This window comes from Amycolatopsis camponoti, assembly GCF_902497555.1.
Taxonomy (GTDB): domain Bacteria; phylum Actinomycetota; class Actinomycetes; order Mycobacteriales; family Pseudonocardiaceae; genus Amycolatopsis; species Amycolatopsis camponoti.
Genome location: NZ_CABVGP010000001.1, coordinates 3,964,097 through 3,986,333, shown reverse-complemented (window position 1 = coordinate 3,986,333; position 22,237 = coordinate 3,964,097). Strand labels below are relative to the sequence as shown.

The window sequence follows — 22,237 nt, the reverse complement described above, 5'->3', positions numbered from 1 at the left end:
CGCCAGCGCGGACTGCCGCATCGCCGCCGCGCGGTGGGGCTGCGGGCAGCCGAGCCTCGCCGCCGCAGGTGGAATCGGCCGCTGGGGAATCCGGCACGCCACCGTCCGCGCAAACCGCGGCCGGCCGAGCCGATCCGCCGGTGCGCGCTGCGACCGCCGGGCAAACCTCGCGACCGTCGTCATCGCTTCGCCGCCGTCAAGCGGTATCGCAGGCGGAACGGCAAGCTCGCCAGCACGGCCGCCAGCCGCGCGTCCGCACCGACCAGGTATCTCGGCGCCGGACGGCGGGTCGTCAACGCGCGCACCACCACCTCCGCGGCCCGCCGGGGCGCTACACCCGTCCGTGCCGACCGCGACGCACTCCGCTCCGCCGCCGCCAGCTGCTCGCCGTACCTCTCGAGGCCCGCGGGCGGCAGCGTCGCGCGCACCTCCTCCGCCGCCTCTCGCGCGCGGGACCAGATCGCCGTCGCCACCGCGCCCGGCTCGACCAGGATCACCTCGATCCCCTCCGGGGCCAGCTCCGCGCGGAGGCTGTCCGTCAAGCCCACCAGCGCGAACTTCGACGTGTGGTACGGCCCGACCATCGGCCCCGCGATCCGGCCGCCGATCGAGCCGACCGTCACCACCCGCGCTACCGGGGCGATCCGCAGCGCCGGCAGCATCGCGCGGGTCACCGCGAGCTGGCCCGTCACGTTCACGTCCAGCTGCTCGCGGAACGCCGCCAGCGGCACGTACTCCAGCGGTCCCGGCCGGGCGAGGCCGGCGTTGTTCACCAGCCCCCGCACCGGGCCCGCCGCCGCGACCCGCGCGCCGCACTCGGCGATCGACTCCGCGTTCCGCAAGTCCATCCGCAGCACGCTCACCGCGTCGCCGTACGCGCGGTCCAGCTCCTTCTCGTCCCCGTCCGTGCGCACGCTCGCCCACACGTGCGCGCCGCGGCGGACCAGCTCCGCCACGCACGCGCGGCCGATCCCGCTCGACGCCCCGGTGACCACATAGGACGGTTTCACGACGCCACCACGGCCAGCATCCGCGGCCACGTCTTGTGCAGCTCTTCCTGCCAGTACGCCCACTGGTGGGTGCCCGGCCCGTAGAGGTCCGCGGTCACCGGGACGCCGAGCGCGCGCAGCCGGCCGGCCATCGCCGTGGTCTGGCCGCCGCACAGGAACTCCAGCAGCATCGCCCCGGGCAGCACGTCGACCGGGAGCGGCGCGTCGAGCGGACCCGGCAGGCCGTTGCCCGCCGACAGGAACAGCTCCGTGCCGCGCAGCCGATCGGCGTTCACGACCGGGTCGTGCGCCTCCCAGCGCGCCGATTCGCGACGGCGGTCGCCCCACAGCGCTTCGGGGTCGAGGTGCGCCGACGCGACGATCGCGTCGGTCAGCAGTTCGCCGGTCGGGCCGGCCGGGTTGAGGTTCCCGCTGTACGACGCGGCGTAGCGGAACACGCCCGGCCGACGCGCGGCGAGCTCGATCGCGCCGTAGCCGCCCAGCGACAGCCCGGCCGCCGCGCGCCGGCCGTCCCCGCGGTAGCCGCGGTCGACCAGCTGCGGCACCTCGACGGCGGTGAACGTCTCCCACTGGTTGAGCGCGAGGTCCTTGCCGTAGTTCCACCAGTCGGTGAAGAACCCGGCCGGCCCCGCGCCCGGCATGACGACGAGGACGTCCGCCTCGTCGGCAAGGCTCCGGATGTCGGAGTTGGCACTCCAGCCGCGGTAGTCCTGAAGCCGCGTCTCGCCCGCGAGCAGGTAGACGGCGGGCCACTTCCGGTCCGGCTCGGCCGCCCAGTCGCGCGGCAGGATCAGCCGCACCATCGCGTAGCCGCCGACGCCGGTCGAGCGCACGGTCAGGTCGACCACCCGCGCGTCTCCGTCCACAGTGGACTCGGCGACGACGTGCGAGCCGTCGTCGGCGCGGGCGCCCGGCCCGCCCGTCGCGGCCCGGGCGGCCGCGCCGGGCAGCGTGCCCGCCACGGCGAGCAGCACCGCGGCGCACCGCAGCCACCTCGCGGATATGCGCATGCGTTTTCCTTTCCCGGGAAAGTGACGGCGATCACTCGAAAACCGCCTCGGGTGTCCGATCAAGCTAGCGGAGCGAGAAACGGAAAAGCAATTGTCCGGTGCCGGACAATGTGAATGGGAGGCAAACGAACTCCCCCATCAGGGTGAGTCGGCAACCACCGAGGGTGACCAAAGTCGGACGCCCGTGCCACACCGCCGGGGTTGACTCATGAGTAACCGGCCATTCCGCAGGTCACGCCGGGTACACGCGGTACGTTTACGCAATCTTGAGGCCCTTCCGGTAACCGATTACCTGTCGTAGCCTTCCCCTGCCGCCCGGCTCGGCCGTCCACGGACGCCTCCCCGCCGAAGGGTCCCAGTGCGGGGACCGCGACCCCCTCGAGAACGCTCCCGAAAGGGATGCCCATGGCTGCCAAAATTCGCTTTCTCCCCGTCCTCCTGATCGCCGCCGCCGCGGCGACGACCATTTCCGGATCCACCGCGAAACCGCCGCCGACGGTTCCGTCCGTCGCGCTGCTGCCCGCCGAAGCGATCCCGGGCACCCCCGCTCGCGCCGAGTTCGACGTGCCCGAAGCACCGTCCACGACGGACAAGGACGACGGCTGCACCGCTGTCGTCCGCGGCCGGCTGCTCCCCGGCGGCCGCGTGACCGCCCGCGGCTTCCAGACGGCCGTCCCCGGTGGGCAGCTGTCCGAACTCCTCGCCCGCACCCGCACCGATCTCACCGCCTGGACCGCACAGGCGCGCCGCTGCGCCCGGGTCACCGTCGACGACGGGGACCTCCCGACCGTCTCGACGGTCACCCTCACCACGCCGCCCGCCGTGCCCGGCGCGGAAACCGTGTCCTACGAACAAGTCCTGAGCCTGACCGGCCAGACCACCGGGCTGCGCCTGCGCACCGTCGCCATCGCCGCCGACGACGTGCTGCTCGTGCTCCGCGACGCCGGCGCGACCGGCCTCGACCTCGACACCCTGGCCGTCGCCGCGTGGCAGCACGCGGGCCCGCGGCTGGGCCGCTGAAACCGCTGAACCGCAAGGAGAACCCCGATGTCCCTGCAGCACCTCGGCGGCGGCACCCTCACCGCCTGCCTGCGCCACTGGGCGGCGGCGACGCCCGACGAGCCCGCCGTGACCTTCCTCGACTTCGCCGCCGACCCCGCCGGGCGCCGGCGCGGCCTGACCTGGCGGCGGCTCGCCGAGCGCGTCGACGCCGTCGCGGCCGCGCTGCCGGTCCGGCCCGGCGACCGCGTGGCCGTGCTCTGCCCGCAGGGGACGGACTACGTCACCGGGTTCCTCGGCGCCATCGCCGCGGGCGCGATCGCCGTGCCGCTGTTCGACCCCGGCCTGCCCGGGCACGCGGGGCGCCTCGCCGCGGTACTCGACGACTGCGCGCCCGCGGCCGTCGTCACGACCACCGCCGCCCAAACCGCGGTGGCGGACTTCCTCGACGGCGCCGTCCCGGTCGTCGCCGCCGACCGCCCCGGTCCCACGCGTTCGTGGCCGGCTCCCGAGGCGTCGCCGGACGACGTCGCCTACCTGCAGTACACGTCCGGTTCGACCCGCAGCCCGGCCGGCGTGGTGCTCACGCACGCCGCCGTGCTCGCCAACGTCGCCCAGGTCGTGCGCGGCCTCGGCCTCGACCCGGAGACGGCCACCACGGTGTCGTGGCTCCCGCTGTTCCACGACATGGGGCTCGTCCTCGGCCTGATCACACCCCTCGCCCTGGGCTTGCGGTCGGTGCTGATGGACCCCCTCGCCTTCATCGAGCGCCCGGTCCGCTGGCTCGAACTGCTCGGCGACCACCCGGGCGCGTGGAGCGCCGCGCCGAACTTCGCCTTCCACTACTGCGCGACGCGCGTGCGCGAGCCGGAACGCCTACGCCTCGGCGCCGTCGCGGCGATCGTCAACGGCGCCGAGCCGATCAACCCGGACGTCCTCGACCGCTTCCACACGACGTTCGCCGCCGCCGGGTACGCGCCCGAGAAGACGCGCCCCGCCTACGGCCTCGCCGAAGCGACCGTCTTCGTCACCACCGGCCCGGCCGCGGCCCCGAAGGTCACGACGTTCGACCGCGACGCCCTCGCGACCGGGACCGCGCGACCGGGCGGAACCGGCATCCGGCTCGTCGCGTGCGGAGTCCCGGCTGGTCAACACGTCGCCCTCGTCGACCCGCACACCGCGGTAGCACTGGCCGACGGAGAGGTCGGCGAAATCTGGGTCCACGGACCGAACGTCGGCGCCGGCTACTGGGAAAAGCCCCTGGAAAGCACCGAAACCTTCGGCGCCCGCCTCGCCGGCGACCACCCGGGGCTGCCCGAGGGCCCGTGGCTGCGCACCGGCGACCTCGGCGTCCGCCACGATGGCGAGCTGTACATCGCGGGCCGGATCAAGGACCTCATCATCGTCGACGGCCGCAACCACTACCCCCAGGACGTCGAGGCGACGGCCGCGTCGGCCGACCCCGCCATCCGCCCCGGCAGCGTCGCCGCCTTCGCCGTCACCGGTGCCGACACCGAATCCGTCGTCGTGGTCGCCGAGCACCGCACCCACGACACCCTGACCGAGGAGGCGGAACGCGCCCTCGCCGTCGCGGTCCGGCGGCTGGTCTCCGACGCGCACGGGCTGTCCCTGCGGGACGTGCTGCTCGTCCCGGCCGGCCGGGTGCCGCGCACCTCCAGCGGCAAGATCGCGCGCGCCGCCTGCCGCGACCGCTACCTCGCCGGCGACTACGGAAAGGCCGGCGACTACGGAAAGGCACTGGCGCGATGAGAAACCCCGACCTGCGCCGGCGGCTCCTCGAGCTGCTCGCCGAACACACCGGCACCGACGTCGAGCCGGACCGCCCGCTCGCCGACTACGGCCTGTCCTCCCGCCAGGCTGTCGGTCTCGCCGCCGACCTCGAAGACCTCGTCGGCACGCGGCTGCCCGCGACGCTGCTGTGGGAAAGCCCGACCGTCGACCACCTCGTCCGCAGCCTCACCTCGGGCGACGAGCCGGAGGCCCCGCCGGCCGACCGGCGCCGGACCGACCCGATCGCCGTCATCGGGCTCGGCTGCCGCTGGCCCGGCGCCGGCGGCGTCGAGGAGTTCTGGGACCTGCTGCGCACCGGGCGGGACGCCGTCCGGACGGCGCCGCCGGGCCGCTGGGACGCCGAGGCCGCGCCGGTCACCGGCGGCTTCCTCGACGACGTCGCCGGGTTCGACGCCGAGCACTTCGGCATCACCCCGCGCGAAGCCGCGACCATGGACCCCCAGCAGCGGATGCTCCTCGAAGTCGCCTGGGCGGCCCTCGAACACGCCGGAATCGCCCCGGCGTCGCTGCGCGGCAGCCGCACCGGCGTCTTCACCGGGATCTCGACCCACGACTACGGCCACCTGACCCTCGCCGGTGCCGCCCCGGACCTGTGGACGGCGACCGGCGCGGCGGGCAGCATCGCCGCCAACCGGCTGTCCTACGTCTACGACCTGCGCGGCCCGAGCATGGCGGTGGACACGGCCTGCTCGTCGTCGCTGGTCGCGGTGCACCACGCCGTGCGCGCGCTGCGCGACGGTGAAGCCGGCCTGGCGCTGGCCGCAGGCGTGAACCTCATGCTGGTGCCGGGGCCGACGGCCGCGTTCGCCGCCGCGGGGCTGCTCGCCGGCGACGGCCGGTGCAAGACGTTCTCGGGCGGCGCGGACGGCATCGCGCGCGCCGAGGGCTGCGGCGTCGTCGTGCTCAAGCGGCTGGCCGACGCCGAGGTCGACGGCGACCGCGTGCTCGCCGTCATCCGCTCGTCGGCGGTCAACTCCGACGGCCGGTCCAACGGGCTGGCCGCCCCGAACCCCGTGGCCCAGCAGGCGATGCTGCGCGACGCCTACCGCGGCGCCGGGCTCGACCCGTCCACTGTGGACTACGTGGAGGCGCACGGGACCGGCACCCTGCTCGGCGACCCGATCGAGGCCGGCGCGCTCGGCGCGGTCCTGGGTGCGGGCCGCTCCCCCGGCGCCCCGCTGCTGGTCGGGTCGGTCAAGACGAACATCGCGCACGCGGAGGCGGCCGCCGGGATCGCCGGGCTGATCAAGGTCGTGCTCGCGCTCAGCCGCGGCGAACTGCCGCCGCAGCTGCACTTCACCGCGCCGAACCCGCACATCGCGTTCGACGACCTGCGGCTGAAGGTGGTCACCGAGCCGACGCCGTGGCCGTCGTACTCGGGGCGTGCCACCGCCGGGGTGTCGGCGTTCGGGTTCGGCGGGACCAACGCGCACGTCGTCCTCGAAGAGGCCGCGCCGACCGGTACCCCTTCTCCGGGTCCCGGCGTCCGGATCGGCCTGCTGTCCGCGCGCAGCCGCGACCGGCTCGCCGAACGCGCGACGCAGCTGGCGGACTGGTTGGACTCGGCCCCGGGCCGGTCCCTCGCCGACGTCACGCACACGTTGTTCCGGCGCGACAACGGCGAGCGGCACCGTGCGGCGTTCGTCGCCGGGGACACCGCCGAACTGGCCGCCCTGTTGCGGGCCGTCGATGCCGATCCCCTACCCGCGGGCGCGGCGAGGGGAACAGCGGTGCCCGGTGAGGGGCCCGTGTTCGTGTTCTCGGGGCACGGTTCGCAGTGGACCGGGATGGGCCGGGGGCTGCTGACCGCTTCAGCGGTGTTCGCGGCGCAGGTGGACAAGCTCGGCGACCCGTTCACCGAGCACGGTGGACGGTCGTTGCGCGCGTTGCTCGGTTCGGATCGGCTGTCGCTGCCCGAGACCCAGCTGGCGATTTTCGGGACGCAGGTCGCGCTCGCCGCGCGGTGGGAGGCGCTCGGCGTCCGGCCCGCCGCCGTAGTCGGGCATTCGCTGGGCTCGGCGGCCGCCGCGGTGGTGAGCGGGGTGCTGACCGCCGACGAGGCCGTCCACCTGGTCGCCACCCGCGCGCGGCTGCTGGGCACGCTCGGCGCGGGCGGCGCGATGGCCGCCGTCCCGCTGGCGCCGTCGGAGCTGCCGAGCGGGGTGGAGCTGGCCGTCGACTCCGCGCCGGGGCAGCTGACGGTGGCCGGGGACGCGTCCACTTTGGATTCGCTGGTCGCGTCGCTCACGGCTTCGGGGCGAACCGCGCGCCGGCTGCCGGTGTCCGTGGCCGGGCATTCGTCGTCGGTGGACCCGATCCTGGGTGCGTTGCGGGACGCGCTGGCCGAGCTGGGCGGGCGGCGGCCGCTGGTGCCGTGGTACGACACGGTGCTGACGGACCCGCGCTCGCTGCCGGACTTCGACGCGGGCTACTGGGCGGCGCACGTCCGCCGCCCGGTCCGCTTCCGCCAGGCGGTGACGGCGGCGGCCGCGGACGGGCACCGGGTGTTCGTCGAGGTGTCGCCGCACCCGATCCTGCGCGGTTCCCTGGCGCGCACGCTCGAGGCGGCGGGGATCAAGGACGCGGTGGTCACGGGCACACTGCGCCGGGGACAGGACGAGATCCGGGCATTCGGCGCGGCCGCGGCGGAGCTGTACTGCGCGGGAACGCGGATCACGGTGAGCGCTCCGGACGACGGCGCGCGGCTGGCGGACGTGCCACCGCTGCCGTGGCGGCACGAACGGCATTGGTACACGGATGTGTTGGCGACGGCTCGGGTGACGAACCCGGCCGCGGAGTCGAGTTCGATCGCCGCTCCGGTCCAGCCGCTCATCGGCGCCCGAGCCGGCGCGTCCGAGGTGCCACGCCCACGGGACTCTTCCGGCAACCGGCTCACCGAGATCGTCGCCGCGGTCATGGGGCTCGCACCCGCCCGCCTCGACGCCGAGACCCCGCTCGTCGACCTCGGGCTCGACTCCCTCATGGCCACCCGGATCCGCGAAGCCGTCCGGCGGGAACTCGGCGCCGAACCCGATACCGCCGCCGTCCTGCGGGGCGCCACGCTCGCCGACCTCAACCGGGACCTCGCTCCCCGCGACGGCGAGCTCCCCCGGCCCGCCCGCGGCCGCGCCTGGGACGCCGCCGACCGCCTCGTCCTGCGGCTCTGGCGCCGGCACACCGGCGAGGACCCGGACCCGCGCGTCCACCTCGACGAGCGTCTCGCCCGGCTCCTCGCCACCGACCTCTCCACCGAACTCGACACCCCGATCGACGCGGCCGACCTGCTCCGGCACGACTCCCTCGCCGCCATCGCCGACGTCGCCCGCGCCGTCCTCGACACGCGCGAAGCCCGCGGCCCGGTGCACGTCCTCACCCCCGGCGACGCGGGCACCGCGCCCCTGCTGCTGTTCCACCCCGGCGGCAGCACGTGCACCGTCTACCGGCCGCTGCTCGACCGGCTGCCCACCGCCGTGCCGTGCCTCGGCTTCGAACGCGTGCCCGGTACGAGCATCGAGGACCGCGTCGAACGGCTGCTGCCGCTGGTCCGCGCGCGGCTGCCGCGCGGGCCCTACCGGCTCGCCGGGTGGTCGTTCGGCGGCGCGCTGGCCTACGGCGTCGCGACCCGGCTCGCCGACGAAGGCGAAGGCGTCGAGCTCGTCGCGCTCCTCGACACCATGCTGCCGCTGCCGGAACCCGGCCTCGACCCGCGGGCGTCGTCGGCGCGGCGATTCCTGCGGTTCACCGGCTACGTCGAAGGCACGTACGGCCGCCCGGTCCGGCTCGGGCACGACGAGCTCGCCCCGCTGCCCGAGGAAGAGCAGATCGAGCTCACCATGCGCCGGGTCGCCGAAGCCGGGCTGCTCAGCCCCGGCGTCCTGCGACACCAACGTCAGTCCTTTTTGGACACACTCGCGGCCGAGCGAGGAGTCCCGCGTCCCTACGACGGCCGAGTGGTGCTCTACCGGGCGACCGAGCCGTACGCCGCCGGGCTGGCCATGGAACCGCGCTACTCCCGCTCCGACCTCGCCGCGGGCTGGGCGGAGCTGTGCCCCCGGCTGGAGATCGTGCCGGTGCCCGCGCACCACCTGTCGGTGGTCGACCCGCCGCACGTCGACGTCGTCGCGCGGCACCTCGCGAGCTTGCTGTGAGGCGGTCGCTGCTGGCCGTCCTCGGCGCGGGGCTGTTCCTGGTGGCCGTGGACGCGACCGTGCTGCACGCCGCGCTCCCCGACCTCGTCCGGGACCTGCGCCCGGGCTCGGCGGCCCAGGTGTGGATCGTGGCGATCTACCCGCTCACGGCGGCGCCGCTGCTGCTGCCGTTCGGCACGCTCGGCGACCGCTTCGGGCGACGGCGCGTGCTGGTCACCGGCTACGCGGTGTTCGGCGCGGCGTCGCTGGGCTGCGCGTTCGCCCCGGATGTCCCGGCGCTGCTCGCCGCCCGGGCGGCGCTCGGCTGCGGTGGCGCGATGATCATGCCGGTGACGATGTCGCTGCTGCGGGAGCTGTTCCCCGACCAGCGGCGGCGGCGCACGGCGATCGCGGTCTGCAGCGGCGTCGCCGGGACGGGCTCGGTGTTCGGGCCGGTGCTCGGCGGCGTACTCGTCGAGGCGTGGGGCTGGCGGGCGACGTTCCTGGTGAACCCGCCGGTGATTCTCGTGGCGGTGGTCGCGGCGCTGCGCCGGCTGCCCCGGTCGCCGCCCGGGCGACGGCCGTGGGACGCGCTCAGCGCCGTCCTCGCGGCGGGCGGCGTGCTCGGGATCGCGTTCGCCGCCGGACCGTCGGGCGGCGGCGTTCTCGCCGGCGTGGCCGGGTGCGTCCTGTTAGGACTGTTCGTGCTGCGCCAGCGTTCCGCTGCGGCGCCGTTGCTGGATCTGGCGCTGTTCCGCCGCCCGGGCGTGCCGGGCGCGGTGGGCGGGGTGCTGCTGGTGATGAGCACGCTGGTGGGACTCGGGGTGCTGCTGGCGCAGTACCTGCAGGTGGTGCTGGGGCTGTCGCCGACGGCCGCGGCGGCGCGGCTGCTGCTGGTGCTCGGCGCGTCGGCGGTGGGCAGCGTGACGGCGCCGGCGCTGCTCGGCCGGTTCGGCAACGCACGGGTTCGCACCGCGGGGTTCGCGGTGGCGGGGTCGTCGCTGGCGGTGCCGGCGGCGGGAGGGTTGACGTCGTGGTGGCTGGGCGCGGCGCTGGTCGGGTCGGGGTTCGGGATGGCGCTGGCGCTGACGTCGAGCACGGACACGCTGCTGTCGGCGGCTCCGCCCGGCCACGCCGGCGGCGCGGCGGCGGTGGAGAAGACGGGGTACGAGCTGGGCGCGGGCCTGGGCACGACGGCGTTCGGTTCGCTGGCGGCGACGGTGTACGCGGCGCGGCTGGTCGTGCCGCCGGGAGTGCCGGCCCAGGCGGCCCGGCTGGCGACGGCGGGTCCGGTCCAGGCGGAGGCGGCGGCGCGGGAGTTCGCGGCGGAGGGGTTGTCGGCGGCCGCGCGGGCGGCGTGCACCGCGGGGGTACAGGTGGCGACGGGTGTCGCTTGCGGACTCTTCGCGGTCGCTGCGGTGGTTTCGGCACTCAGCCGGGCTGGAAGTCGAGGTGTCCACACGGCGTCCGTATAGGTCGTTATACGAAAGCCGCCGTCAGCGGAACCAGACGCCCGCCGCCATGCCCTGCCGCTCCGGCGCGATCGGCAGCGACCCCTGGTTCGGCGGCCACAGCGTCACCGCCGGGATCTCGCGCAGCTGGGCGCGCAGCTTCTGCAGCGGCAACGGGCGCCGGCGGGTCAGCAGTGTCGTCGTGCGGGGGTGCAGGTCCACGAACGGGTAGGTCGCGTGCAGGGCCGCCAGGCGGCGTTCCAGGTGCCGGCTGCGGGACGTCAGCTCCGCGCCCGGCACCGCCGGCTGGACCACCAGGAACTCCCCCGGCCCGAGCCGGACGGCGCGGTCGAGCGGGCGCAGTCCCGCGCGGAGCAGGTCCGCGATGTTCTGCTCGGTGTGCATCCGGATGCGGGTGCCGTACCGCCGTTCGACCGCCGTGAGGTCGTCGACCGCGACCAGGACCAGCCCGAGCGGGACCGTGTCGGTCGCGTCGCCGAGCCACCGCGTGAGGCCCGCCAAGGTTTCCAGCCCGGTGTCCGGGTCGACGGCCGGGCCCGGGACCGCCGGCGCCGAAGCGCGCGCGTCGTCCAGCCGGGAGGCGACGTGCCGCAGTGCCGCCTCGGCGCGGCTCTCGATGTCGACCGCCGCGGGCGTTTCCACCGAGGCCAGGACCTCGCCGACCGTCCGCCGGACCGCCGGGGGCAGCCGGTCGCCCATGGCGTCACGCAGCCGGACGACCTCCGCGTACGCCTCGTCGCGGCGCAGGCCCCAGCGGCCGCGGAACAGGCGCGCCCGCTCGACCGAGGACGCGTTCGGGTCGACCTCGTCCATGTCCTGCGCGACGACCGAGGCCCCGAACGTCGGCGACAGCACCGCGACCGACCACTCCCGCGCCATCGGCTCGTCGGGCCGCAACAGCACCGGCGTGACGCCGTGCGGGAGGTCGGGCCGGCCGGAGTCGACCATGCCGACGACCGTGACGGCCGCCTTCCGGGCGATCCGCGCGTACACGTCGCGTTCTCGTTCGAAGTACGGCAGCCGCTGGAACAGCGCGAACACCACGGTGTCGGCGCCCGACCCCTCGGCGAGGGCCGCGCGCTCGACCGCGTGGGACGCGGTCACCAGAGCGCGTTTGGACAGCACGCCAGCGCGCTGGTCTGCGTCGGGCACGAGGATCGCCTTCGCCGGGGAAAGGGAGGCAATTACCGTAAAAGAGCGAAGCCCGTCGGGCTAGCTACACAATGGTGTGAAATCAGAAGTGGCGACGGTCAGCCTCACGGGCGACAACCTCGTCACGGTCCGCGAGCCTTTCCAGGCCCCGCAACGGCTGCCGCATCCGGTGGTTGTCCCGCAGCCGACCGGCGTTGCGGTCGAGAAACGCCCAATAGCCGGCGGTGAACGGGCACGCGTCCGGCCCGGTCCGCTTCTTCGGGTCGAAGACACAACCGGGGCAATGGTCACTCATCCGGTTGATGTAGGCCCCGCCGGCCGCGTACGGCTTGGTCCCGACGATCCCGCCGTCGGCGTACTGGCTCATGCCGATCACGTTCGCCGGCATCACCCACCCGAACCCGTCCACGAAGGCGGTGGCGAACCAGCGGTTCAGCTCGGCCGGGTCGTACCCGCGCTGCAGCGCGTGGTTGCCGAGCACCATCAGGCGCTCGATGTGGTGGGCGTAGCCGCGGTCGCGCACCCCGGCGAGCGCGGTGCGCAGGCAGGCCGCTTCGACGGCGTCCGCGTCCAGGGAACGCCACCAGTCCGGCAGCTCGCCGTGCGCCCGCAAAGCGTTGCGCCGCAAGTAGTCCGGCCCTTGGTACCAGTACAGGTGCCACACCCACTCGCGCCAGCCCAGCACCTGCCGGACGAACCCTTCGACGCTGCTCAGCGGCGCCTCGCCGGCCCGGTAGCGCTCCTCGGCCCGCCGCACGACGTCGACGGGGTCGAGCAGGCCGAGGTTGAGCGGCACCGAGAGCAGCGCGTGCGCCATCGCCCAGTCGTGGGTGAGCATCGCGTCCTGGTTCGGGCCGAAGACGGGCAGGCGGTGCTCGAGGAACCGGCGCAGGGCGCGACTCGCTTCGTCGTGACCGACGGCGAACCGGCGCGGGCCGTCGACGCCGACCGGGTGGATCTTCCCCGCCCGCTCGGCTTCGTCGAGCTCCGCGCGGACGCGGTCGTCGATCTCGTTTTCCCGCGGGTGCCAGGGCGCGGCCACGTCGAGCCGGGTGGTCTTCGGCGGCGGCTGCCGGTTGTCGTGGTCGTAGTTCCAGTGCCCGCCCGCGGGCCCGCCGTCCGGTTCGAGCAGCACGCCGAACTTCCGGCGCTGGTCGCGGTAGAAGTCCTCCATGACGAACCGCGCGCGGCCGTCGGCCCAGGTCTTGAAGTCCTCTTTGGACAGCACGAAGCCGGGCGTCGGCAGGATGTCCGTGACGACGCCTTCGTCGCGCAGCCGCCGGACGAAAGCATCGGCGGCGTGCGACGTCGGCTCGTGCACGACGACCGGCCGCCCGAAGCGGCGCAGGCCGGTCCGGTAGTCCGGGGCGTCGACCAAGGTGACGCGGTCACCGAGGTCTTCGGCGAGCCGGTACAGCGCGGCCTGGACCAGGTGCAGCTTCTGCCGGTGGAACGGCTTGCCGGCGAAGGCCGCGGCCGAGCGGATCAGCAGCACGTCGCGGTCGCGGTGCTCGGGGGTGCGGTGGAAGTGCGGCCCGAGCTGGTCGGCGAACAGCCAGAGCGCGGGCTCGTCTCGCATGGCCGGAACGCTAACCCGATTCGGGCGGCTCCGCAGCGTACGCGCGCACCACTTCCGTGGTGTCCCCGAGAAACTTCGCCACCACTTCGGCCTGTCCCGGCTCCAGCTCCGCCGTCAGCCGGGTCACCGCGTCGACCAAGGGGGCGAGCGCCGCGCGGACCTCGGTGCGGGCCGCGTCCGCGATGACCAGCGTGACCCGGCGGCCGTCGCTGGGGTGGCGGTCGCGGCGGACGTGGCCGGCGGCCTCCAGGCGGTCGACCAGGACCGTCGCCGACGCGGAGCGGATCTTGAGCGCGTGCGCCAGGTCGACCGTGCCCATCGGTGTGCCCGCGGCCAGGTGCTGCAGGGCCTGCACGTCGGTCGCGCCGAGGCTCAGGCGCCGGGCCAGGGCCAGCTGGACGTCGTGGGCGAGCGCCAGCAGATCCCGGAGGGCGAGGTTCACCCGGAACGCGACGCTGTCTTCCACCCGCCCATTCTAGGTTAGCTAGACAAACTAGCTAGTTTTGCTACCGTGAACCGGGTGGACGTGCGAGCGATGAACGCCGAAATGACCGCCAAGCTGATCGACACCCCCGGCGAGGCGCCGCCCGAAGGTGGGTACGCGCTGCGCGTCGTCGAGACCCGCGGCCGCAGCACCGGCGAGCCGCGACGGGTGCCGCTGGCCGTCGTCGCGCGGGACGGCGGGCACTACCTCGTCTCGCCCGTGCGCGACCGCGACTGGGTCGCGAACCTCCTGGACGCGCCGGAGTGCGCGCTGCTCGCGGCCGGCGAACGGCAGGACTGCCGCGCCGAGACCGTCGACGGCGACGAGGCCGCCGGAGTGGTCGCGACGTACCTCGCCGCCATGTCGGTGCCGTGGGCCGTCCGGGCGTTCCCGGTCCCGCAGGACGCGACCCCGGCCCAGATCCTCGAACACGTGCCCGAGATGGCGGTTTTCCGATTGGAGACGGCGTGAGCGTCGCCGTCGCGGGCGGCGGCCCCGGCGGGCTGCTGCTCGGCTACCTCCTGGCCCGCGCCGGGATCGAAGTCACGGTCCTCGAAGCGCGCTCCGACTTCGACCGCGACTTCCGCGGCGACTCGCTGCACCCCTACACCCTCGAACTGCTCGACCGGCTCGGCCTCGCCCAGGACCTGCTGGAGCTCGACCACTTCAAGGCGCGGTCGTTCCGCTTCCACACGCCGTCCGGCGTCTACAGCTGCGCCGACTACGACCGGCTCGACACGCCGTTCGGGTACGTCGCGCTGATGCCGCAGGTGCGGTTCCTCGACTTCCTCGCCGCGCGGGCGGCCGCGCTGCCGTCGTTCACGCTCCGGACGAACGCCAAGGTCACCGGCCTGCTCGAAGGCGGCGGCAAGGTGACCGGCGTCCGGTACCGCGGCGGCGAGCTGACGACGTCGCTGGTCGTCGGCGCGGACGGGCGCTTCTCCACTGTGCGGCGCCTCGCGGGCCTCGACGCGAAGCCGCTCGGCGCCACCACCGACGTGCTCTGGTTCCGGCTCCCGCGCTCGCCCGGCGACCCGCCCGACGCCGACCTCGACCTTTACTTCGGGCGCGACGCCTACGTCGGCGTCCTCGGCGGCGTCCGCGACTGGCAGGTGGGCTACAGCATCGAAAAGGGCGCGTACCCGGCGCTGCGCGAACGCGGCGTCGAGCCGATCCGGGCGTTCCTCCGCGCACGCGTGCCGTGGCTGGCCGACCGCGCCCACCTGCTCACCGGCTTCGCCGAGACGACCTTGCTTTCGGTGGACATCTCCCGCGTCGAGCGCTGGCACCGCCCGGGCCTGCTGCTGCTCGGCGACGCGGCGCACGTCATCTCCCCCGTCGGCGGCAACGGGATCCTCATGGCGGTCCAGGACGCCGTCGCCGCGGCGAACCGCCTGATCCCCGCGCTGCGCGGCGGCGACGCAGGCCCCGAGGTCCTCGCGGGCGTCCAGGCCGACCGGATCCGCGCGATCGAGCGCGTCCAGGCCGACCAGGTGCGGGTCGAGAAGCGGGCCGCCGCCGCGCGGGCCCGCGGTCGCGGCGCCGCACCACCCGCCCTGCTCAGGCTCCTGTTCGCCGTCCCCGCGCTCCGCACCCGCGGCGCGCGCACCAACGCCTACGGGCCGTTCCCGCCTCAGCTCGACGAGTCCTTGCTGGCGTCGTAGGACGTCCAGCCGCCCTCGCCTTCGGCCGCTTCGACGTCGGCGTCGGCGCTCGCCGCGTGCGTCATCGCGGCCACCGTCTGCTCGAGGCCCTGCTGGACCTCGCCGCTCCCGGCCTCGCGGACGCTGTGCAGCGTCACGGTGATCTCCGACGACGCGGGGCCGTCCTCGGCGATCCGGAGTTCGCCGTGGTAGTCGTCGGGGCCCTCCGCACCCCAGGAGAGCGAGCGGTTCGCCGTGTCGGTGTGCAGCCACGCCTCGCCGGCGACGCGCTTGCCGTGGACCTCGGCCTCGACGTGCACGCTGTCGCCGCCCTTCGGCTCGGCGACCTTCATCTGCGGGAAGTACCGCGGCAGGTTCTCGGGGTGGCTCAGAAACGCGAACAGCTCGTCGGCGGGGATGTCGGCGGTCGCGCTGTGGCGGTACTCGGTCATCGTCTGGCTCCTCGGTCCGATTTCCTCCCGGTTACCCCGGAAACGGTGCATTAAAAGGACGCGCGCGGGGAATCCGGGAAGCATGACAGCCACCGACCCCGAGACCCGCGCGCCGAAGCGGGGCCCCGAGCCCGTCCAGGGCATGGGCATGCTGATCGGCCTGCTGTTCCTGATCCTGGGCGCGCTCGAGCTGATGCCGGGGGTCTCGGTCGGCGAAGGGGCCTCGCGGGCCCTGTTCGGGGTTTTCGCGGTGTCGGGCGCGTGGACGCTGGTGCACCTGCTGACCGGCGCCGCCGCGGTGTTCTGCACGCGTTCGTCGCGCGCGGCCGCCCGGTTCCTGGTCATCGGCGGGGCTTGCTACGCCGTGATCGGCCTCGCCGGGCTGCTGCCCTTGCCTCGCGCGGTCACGGACACGCTGCCGCTGAACACCGCGGGGATCTGCCTGGACCTGGCGTTCGGCACGGCGATGCTCATCCTGGGAGCGGGCTGGCTGTGGCGGCGGCCGGCACGGCGCCGCTGAGGTCGTCCGCCGACCGGGGGAACCGCACGAGCACCGCCGTGACCAGCATCGCGAGTCCGAAAAGGACATAGCCGTTGCCGGTCAGCTGCTGCGCGAAGTTCCAGTCGCGCTCCACCTCACCACCGCGCGGCCACCACCACTGCGGACCGGAGACGAACAGCACGGCGCCCGCCCCGGCGACGGCGGCGAACGCGCGCCGCCGGGTGCGGCGGGCCAGCCCGGCCCAGCCGAGCAGCACGACCACGGCCCAGACCCAATGGTGCGTCCACGAAATCGGCGACACGAGCAGTCCGCCGACGGCGTTCAGGCCGAGCGCGACGACCGTCTCCCCCGCGGCCAGCGCGCGCCGCACGCCCAGCGCGGTCAGCACGAGCACGACCGCGACCAGCGGCAGCCACCACGCCGTCCGCGCCTCCGCCGGCACCCCGGCCCGGGCGAGCAGCCCCAGCAGCGACTGGTCGCCGGCGTAGGTCGGCTCGCCGACGCGGCCGGTGTCCCAGAGCGCGCTCGTCCAGTACCGCACCGAGTCCGTCCCGGCGAGCAGGAAGCCCAGCCCCGTCGCGGCCAGGAACGTGACGACGCCGGTGACGGCCGCCCGCGTGTCGCGGCGGAGCAGGAGGTACAGCAGGAAGATCGCCGGGGTCAGCTTGATCGCGGCGGCGAGACCGATCAGCAGGCCGCGCGGCCACCGCGGGGTGTCGACCAGGACGTCGAGCACCACGAGAGCCAGCAGCAGCAGGTCGAGCTGCCCCGCGTACACCGTGCGCAGGACCGGTTCGAGCACCTCCGCGGCCAGCAGCAGCGCCCCGACCCGGCGCCAGTCGCTGCGCGCGCCCAGCGCGCGCAGCACCGTGACCAGCACCAGCGCGAGCAGCCCGAGGGTGCCGACGGTGACCACCAGGCACGCCGCCCAGTACGGCAGCACCGCGAGCGGGGCCAGCACGATCGCCGCGAACGGCGGGTAGGTGAACAGCAGGAACTGGCCGTCGCCGGTGCGCGGCAGCGTGCCGTACAGCGCGTCGCCGCGCAGCAGGGCCGCCGAGCCCAGGCGGTAGACGTCCAGGTCGACGCGGTACGCGGGGAACCGCCACCGGCCGTCGTTGTACGACACGAGCAGCGCCACCAGCACGAGCGCCTGGGCACCCAGCAGCACGTACGCGTTCCCCAGCCTGGCCCGCACCCCTCTGATCATCCCTCGCATTCTGTCGGGTCCGCGGGGGGACGCCATCCGGGAAACCCCCGGACCGCACCCGGAAAACCGCTTGCCCGCCGTGCCAGCCTGGGCGGATGGGGACACCGACCGGCTTCAGCTACCGCATCGACGAACACGGCACCGTGACGATCACCCACCACGGCCGTCCCGCCGGGACGCTGCGCGGGTCCGCCGCCGCCCGCTTCCTGGCCGCCGCGGACCGCGGGGACGACCAGCAGCTGCTGATGGCCCGCGCGACGGGCAACTACAAGCACGGCAACGAGCGTCAGGCTCGCGACCACGCCCGCAACCGCGGGCGCTGACCGCCGGCTCGACCGAAAGCCCCGGCGCATTTCCGCCGTTCGGGCCAGGCGCGGAAGCCGGATGGGCTAACATCCCGATCCGTGCCGATCTCGTCAAAAGTTCACGCCAACCCCAACACCGGCTTCGCGTGGCTGAGGATGATCGGCGCGATCACCGTCATCGTCGATCACAGCATGCCCCTGCTGCACCCGCAGCGGCTGACGATCTTCCCGGCGTCCTGGCACATGTCGCCGGGCTACATCGCGCTGATGGCGTTCTTCGCGATGAGCGGCTACCAGATCCAGGACAGCTGGGCGCGCGACCCGTCGTGGTGGCGGTTCTCCGCGCGGCGCCTGCTGCGGATCATGCCCCCGCTCCTGGTCGTGGTGCTGGTGACCGTGTTCGTCATCGGGCCGCTCGTGACGACCGCGTCCGACTACTGGACGAACCTGCAGACGTGGCGCTACCTGGTCGGCACGACCGTGCTGTTCTACCTGCAGCACGTGCTGCCCGGGGTGTTCACGGACAACCCGTACCCGTGGTCGGTGAACGGCGCTATCTGGACGCTGCCGATGGAGCTGCTGGGCTACGGCCTGGTGCTCGTCGCCGGCCTGGTCGTGCTGGCCGGCGCGACTCGCTGGGTATTGGTCGTCGTCCTCGGCGGCCTGGTCTACGCCGACACCGTGCTGCGCGCGACGTTCGAGTATCACGGCGCGGGCGGTTCGCTGCTGTTCGTCCCGATCGGGTCGACCGTGTCGTTCCTGGTGCCGTTCGCGCTCGGGATGGTGCTGCACGGCTTCCGGGACAAGATCCCGCTGCGACCGTGGGTGGCGGTGGTGCTGTTCGCCGCCTACCTGGCGCTCAGCCAGACGCCGGCCAGCCGGTACCTGCTGGCGGTCAGCGCTTCCTACGGCGCGATCACGCTCGCGATGCACTGGCCGAGGAAGCTCGAGGCCGGCGGGCCGCACGTCTACGGGAGCTACGGCACCTACATCTGGGGCTTCCCGATCCAGCAGCTGCTCATCCTCGCCGGCGTGCGGCAGGTGTGGCTGCTGATCCTGCTGGCCGTGCCGGCCTCCTACGTCGTCGGCCGGCTGTCCTGGGACTACGTCGAGAAGCCGACGCAGCGGCTGCGCCGGTACCTGCGGCCCCCGGCACCGGTCCGGCTGCCGGTGGCCGCCCCACCCCAGCTGCCCGTCACCGCGGCCACGCCCCTCCGGAGATCCTGACTTCCTGGCACGCTGACGCCATGAGCTACGACGTGCAGACGATCCGCAAGCACTTCCCCGCCCTCGCCGCCGCACACTTCGACGGACCGGGTGGCTCGCAGGTCCCCGATGTCGTCGGAGAGGCGGTGGCGGGGACGCTGTGCTCCGGGATTTCCAACCGCGGCGTCGTCACGGCCGCCGAGCGCCGGGCGAGCGCCGTGGTCGCCGAGGCACGCCAGGCCGTCGCCGACCTGCTCGCGGCGGACCCGGCCGGGGTGGTGTTCGGGCGCAGCATGACGCAGCTGACGTACGACTTCTCCCGCGCGCTCGCGAAGAACTGGGGCCCGGGCGACGAGGTCGTCGTCACCCGCCTCGACCACGACGCGAACATCCGGCCGTGGGTCCAGGCCGCCGAGGCCGCCGGCGCGACCGTGCGCTGGGCGGACTTCGACCCGGCGACCGGGCTCCTGGCGACGTCGGCGGTCGCCGGGCTGCTGTCTTCGCGGACGCGGCTGGTGGCGGTGACGGCGGCGTCGAACCTGCTCGGCACCCGGCCGGACATCCCGGCGATCGCGGCCGCGGTGCACGAGGCGGGCGCGCTGCTGTACGTCGACGGCGTCCACCTGACGCCGCACGCACCGGTCGACGTCACGGCGCTCGGGGCCGACTTCTACGCCTGCTCGCCGTACAAATTCCTCGGGCCGCACCTCGGGCTGGTCGTGGCGGCGCCGTCGTTGCTGGAGACGCTGCACCCGGACAAGCTGCTGCCGTCGACCGACGCCGTCCCGGAGCGGTTCGAGCTGGGGACGTTGCCGTACGAGCTCCTGGCCGGGACGACGGCGGCGATCGACTTCCTCGCCGGTCTCGTGCCCGGCTCCGGCTCGCGCCGCTCGCGACTGGTCACTTCGCTGACGGCGCTTTCGGACCACGAAGACACCCTGCTCGCCCGGCTCGACGCGGGGTTGGCGGCGATCCCGGGCGTGACCCGGTACGGGGACCCTTCGCGCCACCGGACGCCGACGGCGCTGTTCGCGGTCGACGGGGTCGCGTCGCAGGCGGTGTACGAGCACCTCGGGACTCAGGGCGTGAACGCGCCGGCGGGGAGCTTCTACGCGATCGAGTGCTCGCGGCACCTCGGCCTCGGCGACACGGGCGCGGTACGGGCGGGCATCGCGCCGTACACGACGGAAGCGGACGTCGACGCGCTGCTCGCCGCCGTGAAGTCACTCCCCGGAGCTAGGTCAGCCGCGGCTGGTCGTGAGTGAGAAACAGCGTTAGAACCCTGTTTCTCACTCACGACCGCTTACGGCACCGGGGCGTACCCGGCGGGCCGGGCGGTGAACGTGCCCCGGCCCTGGGTGCGGCTGCGCAACCGGTTCGCGTAGCCGAACAGCTCCGCCACCGGGACCGTCGCCGTCACCAGCGCCGTGCCGCCGCGGACCGCCGAGCCGGCCACCCGGCCGCGGCGGGCGGCCAGGTCGCCGAGCACGCCGCCGACCGCGTCGGCCGGAACCGTCACGACCACCTCGGCGACCGGTTCGAGCAGCCGCATGGCGCACGCCCGCAAGGCTTCCCGCAGGCCGAGCCGTCCCGCCGTCCGGAACGCCAGGTCCGACGAGTCCTTCGGGTGCGTCGTCCCGTCGGTCAGCACCACCCGCAGGCCCATCACCGGGTGCCCGCCGAGCGGTCCGTCGGCCAGCGCGTCCCGGCAGCCGGCCTCGACCGCGCGGACGTACTCGCGCGGCACCCGGCCGCCCACGATCGCCGAGGCGAACTCGAACCCCTCGGTAGCCGGTGCGACGTCCAGGACCACGTGGGCGAACTGGCCCGCCCCGCCGTCCTGCTTGACGTGCCGGTACAGCAGCCCGGACACCCCGCGGGCCACGGTCTCGCGGTGGGCCACCGAAGGCCGCCCGACCGCGACGTCGACCCCGCGGTCGCGCCGCAGCTTCTCCACCGCCACCTCCAGGTGCAGCTCGCCCAGGCCGGACAGCACGGTCTGCCCGGTCTCCGGATCGGGCCGCACGACCAGCGACGGGTCCTCCTCGACGAGCCGCGCCAACGCCGACGTCAGCCGCTCGCCGTCGCCCGCCCGGCGGGCCTCGACGGCCACCGAGACCACCGGGTCCGCCGTCGGCGGCGGCTCCAGCAGCACCGGGGCGTCCGGCGCGCACAGCGTGGCGCCGACGCGCGCCGCCTTCGGCCCGGCCACCGCCACGATGTCGCCGGCGACCGCACTGTCCACCGGCTCGTGCCGGTCGGCCTGCACGCGCAGGACGCGCGCGATCCGCTCGATCCGCTCCACGTCCCGCACCTGGTCCCCCTTCCGCAGCGTTCCCGAGTACACCCGCAGGTACGTCAGCCGTCCGGTGGTCGTCGCGACGACCTTGAACACCAGCGCGGCCAGCGGCGCCGCCGGGTCGGCGGGCCGGTCGGCGCGCACCGGCGGAACGTCCGACGGCGAAGGCAGGTAGGCCACGACGGCGTCGAGCAGCGCCTCGATCCCGCGGTCGCGGTAGGCCGCGCCGCACAGGACGACGAGCCCGTCGCCGCTGAGCGTCAGCTCCCGCAGAGCCTTCTCCAGCGTCTCCGCCGAGATCGTCCCCGTGGCGCAGAACTCTTCCAGCGCCAGCGGATGCAGCTCGGCGACGGCCTCCTCCAGCACGCGACGACGTCGTCGCGCTTCGGCCGAGGCGTCCACCGGCGGGCGCACCAGGTCGACGACGCCGGTGAAGCCGTCCTCGCGCCCGATCGGCAGCTGCACGACCAGCGGCGCCGGGTGCAGCCGCGCCCGGATCGACGCCACCGCCGTGTCGAGGTCGGCGCCCGCGCGGTCGAGCTTGTTGACGAAGGCGATGCGCGGCACGCCGTGGCGATCGGCTTGGCGCCAGACGGTTTCGCTCTGCGGCTCGACGCCCGCGACGCCGTCGAACACGGCGACGGCGCCGTCCAGCACCCGCAGCGCCCGCTCGACTTCGGCGGTGAAGTCGACGTGCCCGGGGGTGTCGATGAGGGTGAGCCGGTGGCCGGCCCACGCGCAGCTGACGGCCGCGGAAAAGATCGTGATGCCGCGGTCGCGTTCCTGCGGGTCGAAGTCGGTGACGGTGGTGCCGTCGTGGACCTCGCCCGTTTTGCGGGTGGTTCCGGTGCGGTGGAGGATGCGTTCGGTGAGGGTGGTCTTGCCCGCGTCGACGTGGGCGAGGATGCCCAGGTTGCGGACGGTGGTCAGGTCGTGGGTGCGCATGGCGCGGTCCTTCGTGGCCGATCCTGGTCA

At 74.3% G+C, this 22,237-nt stretch carries 18 protein-coding genes; 10 read left to right on the top strand and 8 right to left on the bottom strand.

What is annotated here, in order from left to right; translation table 11 throughout:
* Positions 1-179: 179 nt before the first annotated feature.
* Complete coding sequence (locus AA23TX_RS18805) at positions 180-1,010, bottom strand: SDR family NAD(P)-dependent oxidoreductase (protein ID WP_155543800.1); 831 nt, start codon at positions 1,008-1,010, stop codon at positions 180-182.
* Positions 1,007-2,020, bottom strand: coding sequence for an alpha/beta hydrolase (locus AA23TX_RS18800; protein ID WP_155543799.1), 1,014 nt, complete (start codon positions 2,018-2,020; stop codon positions 1,007-1,009). The genes AA23TX_RS18805 and AA23TX_RS18800 overlap by 4 nt, the downstream gene beginning before the upstream one ends.
* A gap of 405 nt (positions 2,021-2,425) precedes the next feature.
* Here AA23TX_RS18800 and AA23TX_RS18795 point away from each other — a divergent pair, with 405 nt between their 5' ends.
* The 4 genes from AA23TX_RS18795 to AA23TX_RS18780 are packed head-to-tail and all read left to right on the top strand — an operon-like array spanning position 2,426 to position 10,433.
* Positions 2,426-3,040: a DUF5642 family protein gene (locus AA23TX_RS18795; RefSeq protein WP_155543798.1), complete on the top strand. Its 615-nt coding sequence runs from the start codon at positions 2,426-2,428 to the stop codon at positions 3,038-3,040.
* Positions 3,041-3,067: 27 nt separating this feature from the next.
* A complete protein-coding gene (locus AA23TX_RS18790; protein WP_155543797.1) occupies positions 3,068-4,789 on the top strand; it encodes a fatty acyl-AMP ligase in 1,722 nt (573 codons plus the stop codon).
* Entirely contained in the window at positions 4,786-8,979 is a 4,194-nt protein-coding gene (locus AA23TX_RS18785) for a type I polyketide synthase (RefSeq protein ID WP_155543796.1), read from the top strand. The genes AA23TX_RS18790 and AA23TX_RS18785 overlap by 4 nt, the downstream gene beginning before the upstream one ends.
* Positions 8,976-10,433: an MFS transporter gene (locus tag AA23TX_RS18780; protein ID WP_155543795.1), complete on the top strand. Its 1,458-nt coding sequence runs from the start codon at positions 8,976-8,978 to the stop codon at positions 10,431-10,433. Before AA23TX_RS18785 ends, AA23TX_RS18780 begins: the two co-directional genes overlap by 4 nt.
* A 21-nt stretch (positions 10,434-10,454) precedes the next feature.
* Here the strand turns inward: AA23TX_RS18780 and AA23TX_RS18775 are convergent, their stop codons facing one another.
* From AA23TX_RS18775 to AA23TX_RS18765, 3 genes are all read right to left on the bottom strand, one after another.
* On the bottom strand, positions 10,455-11,582 hold the full coding sequence (locus tag AA23TX_RS18775; protein ID WP_155543794.1) for a DICT sensory domain-containing protein: 1,128 nt from the start codon (positions 11,580-11,582) through the stop codon (positions 10,455-10,457).
* Between the two features lie 82 nt (positions 11,583-11,664).
* Entirely contained in the window at positions 11,665-13,161 is a 1,497-nt protein-coding gene (locus AA23TX_RS18770) for a cryptochrome/photolyase family protein (RefSeq protein ID WP_155543793.1), read from the bottom strand.
* 10 nt (positions 13,162-13,171) lie between these two features.
* A complete protein-coding gene (locus AA23TX_RS18765; protein WP_155543792.1) occupies positions 13,172-13,627 on the bottom strand; it encodes a MarR family winged helix-turn-helix transcriptional regulator in 456 nt (151 codons plus the stop codon).
* Positions 13,628-13,681: 54 nt separating this feature from the next.
* On the opposite strand from AA23TX_RS18765, the gene AA23TX_RS18760 reads away from it, so the two are divergent.
* On the top strand, positions 13,682-14,116 hold the full coding sequence (locus AA23TX_RS18760) for a nitroreductase family deazaflavin-dependent oxidoreductase (protein WP_155543791.1): 435 nt from the start codon (positions 13,682-13,684) through the stop codon (positions 14,114-14,116).
* The gene (locus tag AA23TX_RS18755; RefSeq protein WP_155543790.1) at positions 14,113-15,309 is read left to right on the top strand and encodes an FAD-dependent oxidoreductase; all 1,197 of its coding nucleotides are present in this window, start codon (positions 14,113-14,115) and stop codon (positions 15,307-15,309) included. The genes AA23TX_RS18760 and AA23TX_RS18755 overlap by 4 nt, the downstream gene beginning before the upstream one ends.
* Here the strand turns inward: AA23TX_RS18755 and AA23TX_RS18750 are convergent.
* Positions 15,279-15,740 (bottom strand): SRPBCC family protein, encoded by a 462-nt coding sequence (locus AA23TX_RS18750; protein WP_155543789.1) that lies wholly within the window; start codon positions 15,738-15,740, stop codon positions 15,279-15,281. The genes AA23TX_RS18755 and AA23TX_RS18750 overlap by 31 nt on opposite strands.
* Positions 15,741-15,822: 82 nt before the next feature.
* Here AA23TX_RS18750 and AA23TX_RS18745 point away from each other — a divergent pair, with 82 nt between their 5' ends.
* Complete coding sequence (locus AA23TX_RS18745) at positions 15,823-16,260, top strand: DUF4383 domain-containing protein (protein WP_230862562.1); 438 nt, start codon at positions 15,823-15,825, stop codon at positions 16,258-16,260.
* Here the strand turns inward: AA23TX_RS18745 and AA23TX_RS18740 are convergent.
* Entirely contained in the window at positions 16,211-17,452 is a 1,242-nt protein-coding gene (locus tag AA23TX_RS18740) for a glycosyltransferase 87 family protein (RefSeq protein WP_230862561.1), read from the bottom strand. The two genes, AA23TX_RS18745 and AA23TX_RS18740, sit on opposite strands and share 50 nt — an antisense overlap.
* 95 nt (positions 17,453-17,547) lie before the next feature.
* On the opposite strand from AA23TX_RS18740, the gene AA23TX_RS18735 reads away from it, so the two are divergent.
* From AA23TX_RS18735 to AA23TX_RS18725, 3 genes are all read left to right on the top strand, one after another.
* Positions 17,548-17,775, top strand: a complete 228-nt coding sequence (locus AA23TX_RS18735; RefSeq protein ID WP_155543788.1) for a hypothetical protein — start codon at positions 17,548-17,550, stop codon at positions 17,773-17,775.
* 81 nt (positions 17,776-17,856) lie between these two features.
* Positions 17,857-18,984 carry an acyltransferase family protein gene (locus AA23TX_RS18730; protein WP_230862560.1) on the top strand — a complete coding sequence of 376 codons (1,128 nt, stop codon included), beginning with the start codon at positions 17,857-17,859 and terminating at the stop codon, positions 18,982-18,984.
* A 20-nt stretch (positions 18,985-19,004) separates the two neighbouring features.
* On the top strand, positions 19,005-20,228 hold the full coding sequence (locus AA23TX_RS18725; RefSeq protein WP_155543787.1) for a cysteine desulfurase-like protein: 1,224 nt from the start codon (positions 19,005-19,007) through the stop codon (positions 20,226-20,228).
* 38 nt (positions 20,229-20,266) lie between these two features.
* Here the strand turns inward: AA23TX_RS18725 and fusA are convergent, their stop codons facing one another.
* Complete coding sequence (gene fusA, locus AA23TX_RS18720) at positions 20,267-22,207, bottom strand: elongation factor G (RefSeq protein ID WP_155543786.1); 1,941 nt, start codon at positions 22,205-22,207, stop codon at positions 20,267-20,269.
* Positions 22,208-22,237 lie beyond the last annotated feature (30 nt).